We start from the raw sequence: 16031 nt of genomic DNA, 5'->3' as shown, positions 1-16031 counted from the left end.
GTTCAGGATTGCGGGTGCGCCGACGGCACCAGCACGTCGGCGCAGATCGCCCGCACCATGTCGGCCCGGTCGGCGGCGGCGCCGGGAGCCAGCAGGCCCTGGCCGAAGGCGAAGGCGTAGAACAGGTAGGCGCGGGCGAAGGCCTGGTCGGCGGGCAGGCCGAGTGCGACGAACAGGCCGGCGACGCTGTGCAGGCGTTCGCGGTCGACCTCGGCGATCACACTTTCCGCTTCCGGCGCGCGCCGGGCCCAGTCGCGCACCGCCAGCTCGATCGCCATGCCGCGCGGCTTGCTGCCGCCATAGAGCGCCAGCAGATCGCGCAGTTGCTGTGCCGGTTCGCGCCCGTCCAGCCGGGTCTGCTCCTTGATCGCGGCGATGCGGCCCAGCTTCCAGCTGTCCAGCAGGGCGTTCATCAGGTCGGTGCGGTCGCGGAAATGCCAGTAGAAGCTGCCCTTGGTGACCTTCAGGGCCTTCGCCAGCACCTCCACCCGCACCGTGTCGACGCCGCCTTCGGCCAGCGCCGCGAAGGCGGCGGCCAGCCAGGATTCGCGGTTCTTCGTCTTGGATTCCATACCCGTCCTTCGCGATTCTCGGCTGCCGCATCTCCGGTTGCGTTCTATACCCGAAAAGGGGGGCTGCTGCCTATTCGCCCTGCTGCATCTGGATCGCGTCCGACGCCCGGCCGCGGTAATGGATGTTGCCGTCGCCGTCCAGGAAGGCGCGGTCGCCGGTCAGGTAATAGCGCCGGCCATGACGGAAGCGCCGGGCGGTGCGGTCCGGGTTGTTGGCATAGGATTCGAACCAGAACAACGGCGAGTGGTCGACGTCGATGGCGAGCTCGCCGGCGCCGCCCACTGGCGCCTCCCGCCCGTCGGGGTCGAGGATGACGACACGGAAGCCCGGCATCGGCCGGCCGAGCGAGCCGCTGGGCGGCTGGGCCGTGTCCCCGCCCTCCGGTCCCTCGGAGTCATGACGGCCGATGCCGTCGGGGTCGTAGCGGTTGACGATGAAGATGCCGGTCTCGCGCTGGCCGTACTGGTCGAGCAGGGGGACCTTCACCGTCCGGTTGGCCCAGGCGATCAGGTCCGGGGGCAGCGGTTCGCCGACCACCGACAGGATGCGCAGCGCGGTCTGGTGCGACACGGCGGGATCGGCGCCGTGCCAGGCGCGGATCTGCGATGGGGCGGCGGTCAGGTTGGTGACGCCGAACTTGGTCAGCATGCGGTAGCCCTGCCGCACATCGTAGGGACCGTCGCAGAAGATCGTCGTCCGTCCCAGCAGCAGCGGGCCGACCAGCCCGTAATAGGCGCCATAGGCCCAGCCGGGATCGGCCATGTTCCAGTAGATGTCGTCGTCGCGCAGGTCGAGGCCCATGCGCATGTACTGTTCGATGCCGGACAGCGCCTTGACCGGCAGCGAGACGCCGAGCGGCGTCGGCTCCGACTCCGAGGTTTAGATCAGGGCGAAGGCGTCGCTTTCGCGGTAGCGCGCCACCTCGGCAAGCGGTGCGGCCGCGTGCAGTGACGACCAGAAGGGCACGGCGTCGGGACCGAATGCCTCGTCGCCCTCCACCGTCACCACCGGCCGGGTGTTGTCGCGCGGCACCTTGCGGCGGAGGAAGCCGTTGGTGACGATGGCCCGCGCCTCGCTGTCGGCCAGCCGGTAGGCGACGGCCGAGGCGGTGTAGGTGGTGAACAGCGGCATATAGACGCCACCCAGCCGCCAGATCGCCAGCGCGGTGATCAGCAGTTCCGGCCCCTTCGGCAGCAGGACCGCCACCCGGTCGCCCGCTCCCACCCCCATGCCGGCCAGCACGGCGGCGAATCGCGCCGAATCGCGGGCCAACCGGGCGAAGCTCAACTCCGTCGTCTGGCCGGCCACGCTTTCATGCAGCAACGCCGCCCGCGCGCCATCGGCGGCGCGGACATGGCGGTCGCACAGCAGCGTGGCCAGCGCGATGGAGTCGCCGCGATATTCCGGCCGCAGGAAGGCCGACGGCCTGACCATCAGGGTGGGCGGCGAGGGCTGTGCCATCGGCGGCGGCGCGGCCTCCGGCGGCTGGGGCAAAGCGGGGGGAGGGGAAGGTGCCGGCGGACGGTGACGCAGCGCCGCCAGATCGCCCAGCGCCACCAGATCCGGACCGAGGTGATAGCGCTTGCTGCGGCCGTCCTGCTCCACCAGCCCGTCGCGGGCGAGCGCCATCAACAGCCGGTGGGCGGTCGCTTTCGACAGCCCGACGCCCGCCATCAGGTCAGCCAGCCGCGCCCCGTCGCTTTCGGCGTCGGCGACCGCGCGCAGCAGGGCGATGGCGCGTTCCAGGCTCTGGGTGCCGCCTGCCGCGCTCGCCGCGGCGGCAGGGGGAACGATATCGGCATGGCTGTTCATGGGGTCCATAATATGGACCAGAAAGCGGCTTGTCGCGCCAAAAAACATGCAATAGCGGAATGTCAGTGTTGAAAACAGACGGAGAGCCGGTATATAGTGCGGAAGTTGCTCATGAAACGGTCCACAATATGGACCCAGCCGGTCGCCAAAGAGCCGGATCGTGACCCCCGAGAAGCGGTACCAACAGCAACGGAGGAGGAAATGTCAGGCGCGCCCGTCGCACCACACCCCGGCCCTGGCCAAAATTTCCCTGGCCAAAAGTCGCCCACCACCCAGGCGGAGACCATCTTCGAGGCTCGGGGCGTCAATCTGCGCTTCGGGGGCGTCCATGCGCTGACCGACGTCAGTTTCGGCATCCGTAAGGGCGAGTTGTTCTCGATCATCGGCCCGAACGGGGCCGGCAAGACCTCGATGGTCAACTGCATCTCCGGCCGCTACCGTCCGACCGACGGCAAGGTCTATTTCAAGGGGCGCGACGTAACGGGGATGACCCCGAACCACCGCGCCTCGCTCGGCATCGGCCGCACCTTCCAGAATCTGGCGCTGTTCGGGCACATGACGGTGCTCGACAACATCATGGTCGGCCGCCACCACCTGCTGAAGAACAACTTCCTGACCGGGTCGCTCTACTGGCTGACCGGCGCCAGGACGGAGGAGTTGTCCCACCGTCGCGAGGTGGAGGAGATCATCGACTTCCTCGAAATCCAGCATGTGCGCAAGGCGACCGCCGGCACGCTGTCCTACGGGCTGCGCAAGCGGGTTGAACTGGCCCGCGCCATCGCATTGAAGCCGGACCTGATCCTGCTGGACGAGCCGATGGCCGGCATGAACCTGGAAGAGAAGGAGGACATGGCCCGCTACATCGTCGACCTGAACGAGGAGTTCGGCATGACCGTCGTCATGATCGAGCACGACATGGGCGTGGTCATGGACATCTCGCACCGGGTGATGGTGCTGGAATTCGGCAAGAAGATCGCCGAAGGCAAGCCGGAGGAGGTTTTGGCCGATCCCCGCGTCCGCCGCGCCTATCTGGGCGAGGACGACGAGGATGAGGAGGCACCCGCCACCACCGTCGTTCCGCCCGCCCGGAAGGAGGTCGCGTGATGGCCGCCAACAGCCTTCCCGATCTGGCCGTCAACGACACGCTGCCGAAGCTGGTGGCCCTGCACGCCCGCGAGCATGGCGGCGACATCGCCATGCGCGAGAAGGACTTCGGCATCTGGCGGACCTTCACTTGGGGCCAGGTGCAGGCCCGCGTCCGCGCCTTCGCGCTGGGCATGACCAAGCTCGGCGTCGTGCCCGGCGAGGTGGTCGGTCTGCTCGGCGACAACCGTCCCGACTGGGTGATGGGCGAGGTCGCCACCCATGCCGTGCGCGGCTACAGCCTGGGCATCTACCGCGATGCGCTGGACGAGGAGGTTGCCTACCTCATCACCTATGCCGACGTGAAGGTGGTGTTCGCCGAGGACGAGGAGCAGGTCGACAAGCTGCTGAATCTCGCCGACCGGCTGCCGACGCTGCAGCACATCCTCTATTCCGACCCGCGCGGCATGCGCAAATACCACGATCCCCGGCTGATGCCGGTCACCGAGCTGGTGGCGATGGGCGAGGAGCTGCATGCGCAGCAGCCGGACCTTTACGACCGCATGGTCGCAGCGACGAAGGGCGACGAGGTCGCCATCCTCTGCACCACCTCGGGCACCACGTCGAACCCGAAGATGGCGATGCTGCCGGCCGGGCGGCTGATCCGCCATGTCGCCAGCTACCTGTCCGCCGATCCCAAGGGACCGGAGGACGAGTATGTCTCGGTCCTGCCGCTGTCCTGGATCATGGAGCAGGTCTATGCGGTCGGCATGGGCATGGTGTCGCGGATGCGCGTGAACTTCGTCGAGGAAGCCGAGACGATGATGCACGACTTCCGCGAGATCGGGCCGACCTTCGTGCTGTTCGCCCCCCGCCTGTGGGAGCAGATCGCCGCCGACGTGCGCGCCCGCATGATGGACGCCTCGCCCTTCAAGCAGAAGATGTTCGATCTCGGCATGAAGCTGGGGCTGGAGGCGCTGGCGAAGGGGCAGCGGTCGGCGATGGCCGACGCCATCCTGTTCAAGGCCCTGCGCGACCGGCTGGGATTCACCAACCTGAAATCTGCTGCGACCGGCGGTGCGGCACTCGGCCCCGACACCTTCAAGTTCTTCCAGGCGCTGGGTGTGCCGCTGCGCCAGATCTACGGCCAGACCGAGACGATGGGTGCCTACACCGTCCATCGCGGCACCGACGTGGATTTCGACACCGTCGGCGTGCCGTTCGACAGCGGCATCGAGGTGAAGGTGATCGAGCCCGACCACAACGGTGTCGGCGAGATCGTCACCCGCCACCCCAACATGTTCGCCGGCTATTACCGCAACGAGACGGCGACCGTCGCCGACATGCGCGACGGCTGGATGCACACCGGTGACGCTGGCTTCTTCGACAAGAAGGGCCATCTGGTCATCATCGACCGCATCAAGGATATCGCCACCACCGCTGGCGGCGACCGCTTCAGCCCGCAATATATCGAGAATAAGCTGAAGTTCTCGCCATATGTGGCCGAAGCGGTGATCCTGGGCGACAGGCGCGACTATCTGTCGGCGATCATCTGCATCCGCTTCCCCATCGTCTCGAAATGGGCGGAGAAGAACCGCATCGCCTTCACCACATATTCCGACCTGTCATCGAAGCAGGAGGTCTACGACCTGCTGCGGGCGGAGGTGGAGCGGGTGAACCGGACGCTGCCCGAGTATCAGCGCATCTCCAAGTTCCTGCTGCTCTACAAGGAGCTGGACGCCGACGACGGCGAGCTGACCCGCACCCGCAAGGTGCGCCGTGGCGTCATCGCCGAGAAGTACGGCACCATCATCGACAGCATCTATGCCGGCCAGCCGAAGATCGACGTGGACACCACCATCGCCTTCCAGGACGGCACCAAGCAGCGCATCCGCACCACCCTGACCGTCATCGACCTGGCCCCGGCTGCTGCCAAGGCACCGCGGCAGCCGGTCGCGGCGTGATGCCTATGCAAACAGGAAAAACCCCTCTCCCCCCCGGGGAGAGGATGGGTGAGGGGGATCCGTTTGCCGGACGCTCCTTGCCGTGCAACCCCCTCACCCTAACCCTCTCCCCGCCTTTCGGCGAAGCTGCGCTTCGCCTGTCGGCATCGCAAGCTGCGCTTGCGATGGGGGGGATAGGGGATAACGCGATCCTCACGGGCGAGGCCACGCCATGACTCTTCTGTTTCAGCTTCTCGTCAACGGCCTGATCGTCGGCGCGCTGTATGGCGTGGTCGCCATGTCCTTCGTGCTGATCTACAAGGCCAGCCGCATCGTCAACTTCGCGCAGGGCGAATTCCTGCTGATCGGCGCCTGGACCTGCTGGTGGCTGCTGACCAGCTGGCAGCTGCCCTTCTGGATCGGCTTCCCGATCACGCTGGCCTTCATGCTGGTCTTCGGCGTCATCCTGCAGATCGTCGTGCTGCGGCCGATGATCGGCGAGCCGATCATCTCCGTCATCATGGTGACGATCGGCCTGTCCATCGTCTTCCAGGCGGCGATGAAGTGGATGTTCGGCGTCTTCGCCAAGCCCTTCCCGCCGATCTTCGCCAGCCCCACCGTCAATTTGTTCGGGCTGGAGGTGCAGACCGTCTATGTCATGTCGCTGCTCATCTCGATCCTGATCATGGCGGGCTTCGGCTGGTTCTTCAAATACTCGCGGACCGGTCTCGCCATGCGGGCCACCGCCTTCGACCAGCAGGTGGCCCAGTCGCTGGGCATCTCGGTCCGCCACATGTTCGCGATGAGCTGGGCGATCTCCGCCATGGTGTCGGCGGTGGCCGGCGTCACGGTGGGCGTGGTCAACGGCGTGTCGTCGGCCCTGTCCTTCTTCGGCATCAAGGTGTTCCCGGCGGTGATCCTCGGCGGTCTCGACAGCGTCATCGGCGCCGTGGTCGGCGGCCTGATTGTCGGCGTGCTGGAGAACATGGCGCACTACCTGGACAGCCAGTGGCTGAACTGGGGCAACATGTACGAGATCGCGCCCTTCTACGTCCTGATCGCCATCCTGATGATCAAGCCCTACGGCCTGTTCGGCACCAAAGACATCGAGCGCGTGTGAGGCCCCCATGGCATCTGTCAGCATCATCCCGAGCGGCGATTACAAGACGTCTTACGGGTCCGACACCACCATCTTCCCGACCAGGACCAGCCGCAACTTCGCGATCCTGGGCGTGGTTCTGCTGCTGGCCTGCCCGGCCTTCATGGACCGCTACTGGCTCAGCCTGCTGATCCAGATCGGCTATCTCGGCATCGCAGCCCTCGGCCTGAACATTCTGGTCGGCTTCACCGGCCAGATCTCCATCGGCCATTCCGCCTTCTTCGGCTTCGGCGCCTTCGCGTCGGCTTGGGCGAACAACAGCCTGGGCGTTCCGGTTGCGCTCGCCATCCCGCTGGCCGGCGTGATGACGACGCTGGTCGGCCTGCTGTTCGGCATGCCGGCGGCGCGGCTGAAGGGCCTGTACCTTGCCATCGCCACGCTGGCGGCGCAGTACATCCTGCAGGACTTCTTCGCGCGGGCCGACTGGTTCACCGGCGGCACCGCCGGCACCATCGCCGAGCCGCTGACCGTCTTCGGCTTCGCCTTCGACACCGACGAGCGCTTCTTCTACGTGGCGCTGGTGGCTCTGGTGGTGATGTACATCATTGCCACCAACCTGATGCGGACCCGCGACGGCCGCGCCCTGGTGGCGGTGCGCGATCATTATCTCTCCGCCGAGATCATGGGCATCAACCTGACGAAGTACCGGACGATGTCCTTCGGCATCTCCGCCTTCTATGCCGGCATCGGCGGCGCGCTGTACGCCCACTATCTCCAGTTCGTGTCGGTCGAGGGATTCACCATCCTCTTCTCGATCCAGTTCCTGGGCATGATCATCATCGGCGGGCTGGGCTCGATCATGGGCACGTTGATGGGCACCGCCTTCATGGTCTTCCTGCCCGAGGCGATGCAGGCGCTGACCAAGCTGGTCAGCGGCACCGCCATCGATACCGCGTTGAACCTGAAGGACAACATCGCCTTCCTGCGCGAGATGTCCATCGGCCTCGTCATCATCCTGTTCCTGGTCTTCGAGCCGGACGGGCTGGCCCACCGCTGGAAGCAGATCAAGGCCTACTGGAAGCTCTATCCCTTCTCGCACTGATGCGTACGCTTTTGCCGATCAACAAACAGAACAGAATGGGGAGTCAACGCACCATGTCGATCAAGACCGCGCTCTTTGCAACCTCTGCCTTCCTGCTGGCGACCTCCGCCACGGCGTACGCCGACATCCCGGTCGGCCATCTGGCGGACCAGTCCGGCGCCACGTCGGACGTCGGCGTGCCCTATGCGCAGGGCGTGGCGGACGCGCTGGCCTACATCAATTCCAAGGGTGGCATCAACGGCACAAAGCTGGCGGTCGACACCGTCGACTACGGCTATCAGGCGCCGCGCGCCATCAGCCAGTACAAGAAATGGTCGTCGGGCAGCGACAAGATCGCCGCTCTCCAGGGCTGGGGCACCGCGGATACCGAGGCGCTGACCGGCTTCGTCGGCAAGGACGAAATTCCGGCTTATTCCGGCTCCTACTCCGGCCACCTGACCGACCCGACCGGCAAGGGTCCGCACGGCTCCAAGCCGGCGCCCTACAACTTCTTCTACGGTCCCTCCTATTCCGATGCGCTGCGCGGCATGCTGATGTGGGCAGCGGAGGACTGGAAGAAGCAGGGCGGCCAGGGCAAGCCCAAATACGTCCATATGGGCGCCAACCACCCCTATCCCAACGCGCCGAAGGATGCCGGCGAGCAGTTGGCCAAGGAGCTGGGCTTCGACGTGCTGCCGGCCGTGCAGTTCGCGCTGACCCCCGGGGACTACACCGCCCAGTGCCTGACCCTGAAGGAGGCCGGCGCCAACTACGCCTATCTCGGCAACACCGCCGGCTCCAACATCTCGGTGCTGAAGGCCTGCCAGACGGTCGGTGCCAAGGTTCAGTTCATGGGCAATGTCTGGGGCATGGACGAGAACGCCGCCAAGGCCGCCGGATCGGCCGCCAACGGCGTGGTCTTCCCGATGCGCACCGCCGTGACCTGGAACGGCGACGCGCCGGGCATGAAGACGCTGAAGGAGATTTCCAAGATCTCCGATTCGTCGGGCAACGCCTATCGCCCTGTGCATTACATGGCCGGCGTCTGCACCGCCTTCTACATGAAGGAGGCGATGGACTGGGCGTCGAAGAACGGCGGCGTCACCGGTCCGAACATCCGCAAGGCGATGTACCAGAAGAAGGATTGGGTGCCCGCCGGGCTGGAGGGCGTCTGCGTCCCTTCGACCTGGACCGACACCGACCACCGCGGCATGACGGCGGTCAACATCTATCGTGCCCAGGTGAGCGGCGACACCGGCGCCAGCGTGGACGATCTGGTCAAGGCCGGCACCATCAAGCTGGAGAAGCTGACCACCGTCGACGTCCCGCGCAAGCCGGAATGGCTGGGCTGGTAAACCGCTGAGTATCCGGCGCCTCCGCTGCTCTCCGGCGGGGGCGCCCCCTTCTTCCGACCAGTCATCTTCCGAAAAGCTCAGGTGCCGCATGCTGACAACCGCCACGGCCGCCCCGACCAACGCTGCAATCGCACCGCCCGTCACGGCTGCGAAGCGGACGATGCTGTCCGTCAACAACATCGAGGTCGTCTACAACGACGTCATCCTCGTGCTCCGCGGCCTCAGCCTGGAGGTGCCGGAGGGTGAGATCGTTGCCCTGCTCGGCGCCAACGGCGCCGGCAAGTCGACGACGCTGAAGGCGATTTCCGGCCTGTTGAAGACCGAGGACGGCGAGGTCACCCGCGGCGACATCACCTTCAACGGCGAGCGCATCAACGGCATCGATCCCGACCAGATCGTCCGCAAGGGCATCTTCCAGGTGATGGAGGGCCGGCGGATCATCGCCGACATGACCTGCCTGGAGAATCTGCGGCTCGGCGCCTACACCCGCCGCGACAACGGGGTGAAGGATGATCTGGACATGGTCTTCAGCTATTTCCCCCGGCTGAAGGAGCGCACCGGCCTTGCCGGCTACCTGTCCGGCGGTGAGCAGCAGATGCTGGCAATCGGCCGCGCGATGATGGCCCGGCCGAAGCTGATCCTGATGGACGAACCCAGCATGGGCCTGTCGCCGTTGATGGTGAAGGAGGTGTTCAGCATCGTCCAGCAGATCAACAAGGATCTCGGCGTCACCATCCTGCTGGTGGAGCAGAACGCCCGCATGGCCCTCCAGGCAGCCTCCCGCGGCTACATCATGGAGAACGGCAAGGTCGTTCTGGACGGCACCGCGGAGGAACTGCGCAACAACGAGGACGTGAAGGAATTCTACCTCGGCGGCGGCAACGAAGAGCGCAAGAGCTTCAAGAACCTGAAGAGCTTCAAGCGGCGCAAGCGCTGGATTTGAGGGGAATGGTTCCCGTTGCCGATGCGCGTCACCTCGGCCGACCCCTGAACGGACGAACGACCATGACCGATTTCTACGACGACCTCGAAACCCGTTCCTCCGACCGGCGCGAGGCCGAGCAGTTCGCGGCGCTGCCTGTCCACCTGCACCATGCCAAGGACGCGGCCCCCTACTTCCGCCGGTTGCTGGCCGACATCGACCCGGCGTCGATCCACGACCGCACCGCGCTCGCCACCCTGCCGGTGACGCGGAAGTCCGACCTGATCGCCTTGCAGCAGGCCCACCCGCCCTTCGGCGGTCTGGCGGCGGTGGAGATCGGGCGGCTGGCCCGCGTCTTCGCCTCGCCCGGCCCGATCCACGATCCCGAACCGCATGGGGCCGATCCCTGGCGCAGCGCCCGCGCGCTGTTCGCCGCCGGCTTCCGCGCCGGCGACCTCGCCCACAACTGCTTTGCCTATCACCTGACTCCGGCCGGCTCGATGTTCGAGACGGGGGCGCACGCCATCGGCTGCGCCGTCATCCCGGCCGGCACCGGAAACACCGAGATGCAGGCCCAGGTCGTCGCCAGCCTGAAGCCGCGCGGCTATATCGGCACGCCCGACTTCCTGAAGATCATCCTGGAGAAGGGCGACGCGCTGGGGCTGGACGTCTCTTCCATCCGCATCGCCGCCGTGTCGGGCGGACCTTACCTGCCCGACGCCCGTGCCTTCTACGAGGCGCGCGGGCTGGACGTCACCCAATGCTACGGCACCGCCGATCTCGGCATCGTCGCCTACGAGACCCAGGCGCGCTCCGGTCTGGTGGTGAATGAGGGCTGCATCGTCGAGATCGTCCGTCCCGGCACCGGCGACCCGGTTCCCGACGGCGAGGTCGGCGAGGTGGTGGTGACCATCTTCAACCCGGCCTATCCGCTCATCCGTTTCGCCACCGGCGACCTGTCGGCGGTGCTGCCGGGCACCAGCCCCTGCGGCCGCACCAACATGCGGCTGAAGGGCTGGATGGGCCGGGCCGACCAGACCACCAAGGTCAAGGGCATGTTCGTCCACCCGAGCCAGGTCGCCGAGGTGCTGCGCCGCCATCCCCAGCTCGCCCGCGCCCGTCTGGTCGTCGGCCGTCAGGACGCCAGCGACACCATGACGCTCCGCTGCGAAGCGGAGGAGAGCGGAGAAGTGCTGTCTGCTGCCATCCGCGAAACCCTGGCGTCGGTGACGAAGCTCAAGGGGGCGGTGGAGTTCGTGGCGCCGGGAAGCCTGCCCAACGACGGCAAGGTGATCGACGACACGCGGGGCTGAATGGTTGCGGCGGATCTCCGCCGCAACCGTCCGTCCTACCTCAGCACTCCGCGTCCGCCTGCGGCATCAGTTCATACTGCGGCTTGTAGCCGGGCTGGGCGCGGATGCGGTCGGCCCAGGTCTTGACGTTGGGATAGTCCTTCTCTTCGATCCCGGATTCGCTCAGCAGATCGATCCAAGGGAAGGCGAAGAGATCGGCAATGGTCAGGCGTTCGCTCTGGATGTAGCTGTGCCCGGCCAGATGCTGGTCGAACAGCTTCAACCCGCTGGCCGCCGCGCCGTCGAGCCAGGGCAGGGCATTGGCATCGCCGTTGAACTTGCGCACCGCGCGGGCGCGCTGCACCGGCAACAGCACGTCGGCCAGCCAGCTCAGCCATTCGGCAAGGCGCAGCGTCTCGGCCTCGTCCCGGCCGCCGAACTTGCCGGTCTGCTCGGCCAGATAGGTCAGGATCACGCTGGATTCCGAGATCGAATGGTCGCCATGCACCAGCGTCGGCACCCGGCCGAAGCGGTTGATCGCCTGATACTCCGGCGACTTCTGCTGGCCGGCGCGCAGATCGAGGTGACGGTACTGGAAGGGAATGCCGGCCAGCCGGAAGAACAGCGCGATGCGGGTCGCGGGCTGGGAATTCACGTTGCCATAGAGGATGAAGGGCGCGGTCACGATCTCTGTCTCCCTGATTTGCCGACCCGGATCGGCCGGGGGCGGTGTTGCCGGGAGGATGGCCTCAACCGCCCCGGCCATGCCAGTGGAAAGCGCGTCCGCTGGTACACCAGAATCATTCGACGATAGTAAATTAGAAAAAACTAAATTATCATCGGGGCTGTTTGTCCCTGCCAACCGAGCCGGCATTTCATGCTTCTTCGATCCATTCCCATCCTTCTGGCCGTTGCGGCAAGTCCATTGGCGGCACACGCACAATCCTCCGCACCGCAAAGCCTCACCGTCGAGAAACAGCAGGTCGAGGATCTGAAGGCTGTTTTCGCGACGGTGGAAAGCGTCCGGGAAACGCTCGCCCGCACCCGCATCGGTGGCACCGTCGCCGCATTGACGGTGAGGGAAGGGGACAGGGTCGTTACCGGACAGCTGATCGCCACCGTTGTCGATCCGAAGCTGCCCTTGCAGCTGGCGGCCCTGGAGGCGCGCATCCGCGCCATGCAGGCGCAACAGCATCAGGCCGAGCTGGAACTGGACCGGGCCGGCCGCTTGCGGGCGAGCGGGACGGGCACACAGCAGCGGCTGGACGATGCGCAGTCGGCGGTCGATGTCAACCGTGCGCAGATCGCGGCGATGCAGGCGGATCGGTCGGTGATCGAACAACAGCTGCGCGAGGGCGATGTGTTGGCGCCGGCCAGCGGGCGGATCCTGCAGGTCAAGGCAATCGACGGTGCGGTGGTGGTGTCCGGCGAGACGGTGGCGAGCATCGCGACAGAGACCTATGTGCTGCGTCTGCATCTGCCGGAGCGGCATGCCCGCTTCATTCATGAGGGAGACCCTGTGCTGATCGGCGAACGCGGGTTGTCTCCGTCCCCGGCCACCAGTGGCGAGACGGGGTTGAAGCGCGGGACCGTCCGTCAGGTTTATCCGGAGCTGTCGGGTGGGCAGGTCGTCGCCGACGCCACGGTCGCCGGCCTCGGCGACTTCTTCGTCGGCGAGCGGGTGCGCGTCTATGTGGCGACCGGCACGCGCGAGGCCATCCTGGTCCCGCCGGACTGGATCCTGCGCCGTTTCGGCACCGATTTCCTGCGGCTTGCCGACGACAGCGAAACGCCGGTTCAGGTCGGCGGCCCGATCCCCGCGCCGGACGGCAGCCCCGGCGGGATCGAGGTGCTGTCCGGCTTGCGGCCCGGCGACGTGATCGTCCGGCCCGAGGCTGCACGATGAGGCTCGGCATCTCCGGGGTGCTGACGCGGACCTTCATCCGCTCGCCCCTGACGCCGCTGCTGTTGCTTGCGTCCCTGGTCGTCGGTGTCGTCGCGCTGCTATCGCTGCCGCGCGAGGAGGAACCGCAGATCAGCGTGCCGATGGTGGACATCCTGGTCCGTGCCGACGGTCTGAAGGCGGGCGATGCGGTCGAGCTGGTGACCAAGCCGCTGGAGGAGATCGTCAAGGGCATCGACGGGGTCGAACACACCTACAGCCAGACCATGGACGATGGCGTCGTCGTCACCGCGCGGTTCCTGGTCGGCACCTCGGCGGACGATGCGATCCTGCGCGTGCATGAGAAGGTTAGGGCCAACCTGAACCGCATCCCGCTCGGCATTCCCGAGCCGTTGATCGTCGGGCGTGGCATCAACGATGTGGCGATCCTGACCCTGACATTGGCGCCGAAGCCTGAGGAGGCGGAACGCTGGACCGATACCGCCCTGCATGGTGTCGCCGAAGAGCTGCTGGCCCAGCTGGTGCAGGTGGAGGATGTCGGCAAGAGCACGGTCGTCGGCGGCCGTCCCGACCAGATCCGGGTGGAACCCGATCCGGAACGGCTGGCCCTGTTCGGGGTGACGCTGACCCAGCTGGTCGACAAGGTGAGGAACGCGAACCGCTCCTTCATCGTCGGCTCGGTCCGGGCGCAGGGCGGCAGCCTGCCGGTGGTGGCGGGCCAGACCCTGCAAGGGATTGCGGACATCGGCCTGCTGCTGGTGACCACCCGCGACGGACGCCCGGTCTATGTGAAGGACGTGGCCGATGTCGTTGTGGGATCCCGGCCGGACGAAAGCCGGGCCTGGACCATGACCCCCGACGGCCGGGGCGGGCTGCGGCGTGCGCCCGCGGTCACGATTTCCCTCGCCAAGCGGGCCGGCGCCAATGCCGTCACCATCGCCGGGCGCGTGCTGGAGCGTGTCGGCGCCATCCAGGCGACCTCGCTGCCGAAGGGGCTGGCGCTGACAGTCACCCGCAACTATGGCGAGACCGCGAACGAGAAGGTGAACGAGCTGCTGTTCCATCTGGCGCTCGCCACCGTGACCATCGTCGCGCTGATCGTCCTGGCGATCGGCTGGCGCGAGGGTGTCGTGACGCTGATCGTCATCCCCACCACCATCCTGCTGACCATGGCCGCGTCCTGGCTGATGGGCTACACCATCAACCGGGTCAGTCTGTTCGCGCTGATCTTCTCCATCGGCATCCTGGTGGATGACGCCATCGTCGTGGTGGAGAACATCGACCGCCATTGGGCGATGCGTGACGGCCGCAGCAAGGTCCAGGCCGCCATCGAGGCGGTGGCCGAAGTCGGCAACCCCACCATCGTCGCCACGCTGACCGTCATCGCCGCCCTGCTGCCGATGATGTTCGTTTCCGGCCTGATGGGGCCGTACATGAGCCCGATTCCGGCCAACGCCTCTGCGGCGATGCTGTTCAGCTTCTTCGTCGCCATGGTGCTGACACCCTGGCTGATGGTGAAACTCCGCCCCGGCGAGGCAACGGCCGGCGAAATCGGCGGGGGGAGTGACGGCACGGGACATCGCGACGGCGGACTGCTCGGCCGAATCTATCTGGCGGTGGCGCGGCCGCTCATCCGCAACAGGTGGCGGGCCTGGATCTTCCTGCTGGCGGTCGGGGCGGCGACGCTGGCCTCCACCGCGCTGTTCTACACCAAGGACGTGGCGGTGAAGCTGCTGCCCTTCGACAACAAGTCCGAACTCCAGGTCATCGTCGATCTGCCGCGCGGCGCCTCCCTGGAAGACACCGAGCGGGTGCTGCTGGGCGCCGCGGATGCGATTGCCGGCCTGCAGGAACTGGACAGCGTCCAGGCCTATGGCGGCACCGCCTCTCCCTTCAATTTCAACGGTCTGGTGCGGCACTATTACCTGCGCGACCAGCCGGAACAGGGCGATCTTCAGGTCAACCTCGCGCCCAAGGGCAAGCGCAGCCGCGGCAGCCACGAGATCGCGCTCGACGTCCGTGCCCGGCTGAAGAGGCTGGCGGTGCCCAAGGGGACGACGATCAAGGTGGTGGAGGTGCCGCCCGGTCCGCCGGTGCTCTCCACCCTGTTGGTCGAAGTCTATGGTCCCGATGTCGAGACGCGGAACAGGACGGCGCACATCGTCGAGGACGCCTTCCGCGGCGTGGACTTCATCGTCGATGTCGACACCACCGTCCGGCCGCCCGGCGAGCGGCTGCGCTTCGCCCTCGACCATGAAAGCCTGGAGTTCCACGGGGTCGAGGAACAGGCGGTCTATGACACGTTGCAGGCGCTGATCGGCGGGGTGCCGGTCGGCTATTCGCACCGTGGCACCGGGCGCAATCCCATCGAAATCGCCGTCCAACTGCCCAAATCCGGGCTTTTCCTGTCCGAACGCATCCTTGCCACGCCGGTGCCGGGCGCGCGAGGCACGGTCGAGCTGGGCGATCTCGTCACCATGACGCGCGAGCCGGCCTCGCATCCGCTGTTCCGTCGCAACGGGCGGTTCGCCGAGATGGTGACGGCCGACCTTGCCGGGCGGTTCGAGGCGCCGGTCTATGGCATGCTGGCGGTGCAGGACCGGCTGATGGAGATCGACTGGAAGGCCGTCGGCCTGGGCGCCGCGCCGGACATCCTGCTGCACGGGCAGCCCGACGACCAGAGCCGGCCCGCGCTGTTGTGGGACGGCGAATGGGAGATCACCTATGTCACCTTCCGGGACATGGGAGCGGCCTTCGCGGTGGCGATCCTCGGCATCTATCTGCTGGTGGTCGGGCAGTTCGGCAGCTTCAAGCTGCCGTTGGTCATCCTGGTGCCGGTGCCGCTGACGCTGATCGGCATCCTGTTCGGCCACTGGCTGTTCGGTGCGGGCCTCACCGCGACCTCGATGATCGGCTTCATTGCGCTGGCCGGCATCATCGTGCGCAATTCCATTCTGCTGTTGGACTT

General features: G+C 66.6%; 13 protein-coding genes. 9 read left to right on the top strand and 4 right to left on the bottom strand.

Annotated elements, in window-relative coordinates:
• Positions 1-2: 2 nt before the first annotated feature.
• The 3 genes from I71_RS19760 to I71_RS39925 all read right to left on the bottom strand — a co-directional run bounded on the left by I71_RS19760 (position 3) and on the right by I71_RS39925 (position 2385).
• Entirely contained in the window at positions 3-572 is a 570-nt protein-coding gene (locus tag I71_RS19760) for a TetR/AcrR family transcriptional regulator (protein ID WP_042696849.1), read from the bottom strand.
• A gap of 70 nt (positions 573-642) precedes the next feature.
• Positions 643-1380, bottom strand: coding sequence for an AMP-binding protein (locus I71_RS39930; protein ID WP_244433936.1), 738 nt, complete (start codon positions 1378-1380; stop codon positions 643-645).
• 72 nt (positions 1381-1452) lie between these two features.
• A complete protein-coding gene (locus tag I71_RS39925; RefSeq protein ID WP_244433935.1) occupies positions 1453-2385 on the bottom strand; it encodes an AMP-binding protein in 933 nt (310 codons plus the stop codon).
• A 201-nt stretch (positions 2386-2586) separates the two neighbouring features.
• On the opposite strand from I71_RS39925, the gene I71_RS19750 reads away from it, so the two are divergent.
• The 7 genes from I71_RS19750 to I71_RS19720 all read left to right on the top strand — a co-directional run bounded on the left by I71_RS19750 (position 2587) and on the right by I71_RS19720 (position 11181).
• Positions 2587-3489: an ABC transporter ATP-binding protein gene (locus tag I71_RS19750; RefSeq protein ID WP_199902214.1), complete on the top strand. Its 903-nt coding sequence runs from the start codon at positions 2587-2589 to the stop codon at positions 3487-3489.
• Complete coding sequence (locus I71_RS19745) at positions 3489-5432, top strand: long-chain fatty acid--CoA ligase (RefSeq protein ID WP_042696847.1); 1944 nt, start codon at positions 3489-3491, stop codon at positions 5430-5432. The genes I71_RS19750 and I71_RS19745 overlap by 1 nt, the downstream gene beginning before the upstream one ends.
• Before the next feature lie 211 nt (positions 5433-5643).
• Positions 5644-6531: a branched-chain amino acid ABC transporter permease gene (locus tag I71_RS19740; protein WP_042696844.1), complete on the top strand. Its 888-nt coding sequence runs from the start codon at positions 5644-5646 to the stop codon at positions 6529-6531.
• A gap of 7 nt (positions 6532-6538) precedes the next feature.
• Entirely contained in the window at positions 6539-7612 is a 1074-nt protein-coding gene (locus I71_RS19735; protein ID WP_042696841.1) for a branched-chain amino acid ABC transporter permease, read from the top strand.
• A gap of 53 nt (positions 7613-7665) precedes the next feature.
• On the top strand, positions 7666-8946 hold the full coding sequence (locus tag I71_RS19730; protein ID WP_042696839.1) for an ABC transporter substrate-binding protein: 1281 nt from the start codon (positions 7666-7668) through the stop codon (positions 8944-8946).
• Positions 8947-9106: 160 nt separating this feature from the next.
• Positions 9107-9889, top strand: a complete 783-nt coding sequence (locus I71_RS19725; protein ID WP_042696924.1) for an ABC transporter ATP-binding protein — start codon at positions 9107-9109, stop codon at positions 9887-9889.
• Between the two features lie 62 nt (positions 9890-9951).
• The gene (locus I71_RS19720; RefSeq protein ID WP_042696836.1) at positions 9952-11181 is read left to right on the top strand and encodes a phenylacetate--CoA ligase family protein; all 1230 of its coding nucleotides are present in this window, start codon (positions 9952-9954) and stop codon (positions 11179-11181) included.
• Positions 11182-11221: 40 nt separating this feature from the next.
• Here the strand turns inward: I71_RS19720 and I71_RS19715 are convergent, their stop codons facing one another.
• Complete coding sequence (locus I71_RS19715) at positions 11222-11845, bottom strand: glutathione S-transferase family protein (RefSeq protein ID WP_042696833.1); 624 nt, start codon at positions 11843-11845, stop codon at positions 11222-11224.
• Between the two features lie 192 nt (positions 11846-12037).
• Here I71_RS19715 and I71_RS19710 point away from each other — a divergent pair, with 192 nt between their 5' ends.
• Both I71_RS19710 and I71_RS19705 read left to right on the top strand, forming a co-directional pair.
• On the top strand, positions 12038-13066 hold the full coding sequence (locus tag I71_RS19710; RefSeq protein ID WP_049976205.1) for an efflux RND transporter periplasmic adaptor subunit: 1029 nt from the start codon (positions 12038-12040) through the stop codon (positions 13064-13066).
• Positions 13063-16031 (top strand): efflux RND transporter permease subunit (locus tag I71_RS19705; RefSeq protein WP_042696827.1); only part of this gene is annotated, 2969 nt, incomplete at its 3' end. The genes I71_RS19710 and I71_RS19705, both read left to right, overlap by 4 nt.

Source organism: Azospirillum sp. B506 (assembly GCF_000333595.1).
Classification (GTDB): domain Bacteria; phylum Pseudomonadota; class Alphaproteobacteria; order Azospirillales; family Azospirillaceae; genus Azospirillum.
This window is presented reverse-complemented; position numbering and strand designations above follow the sequence as displayed.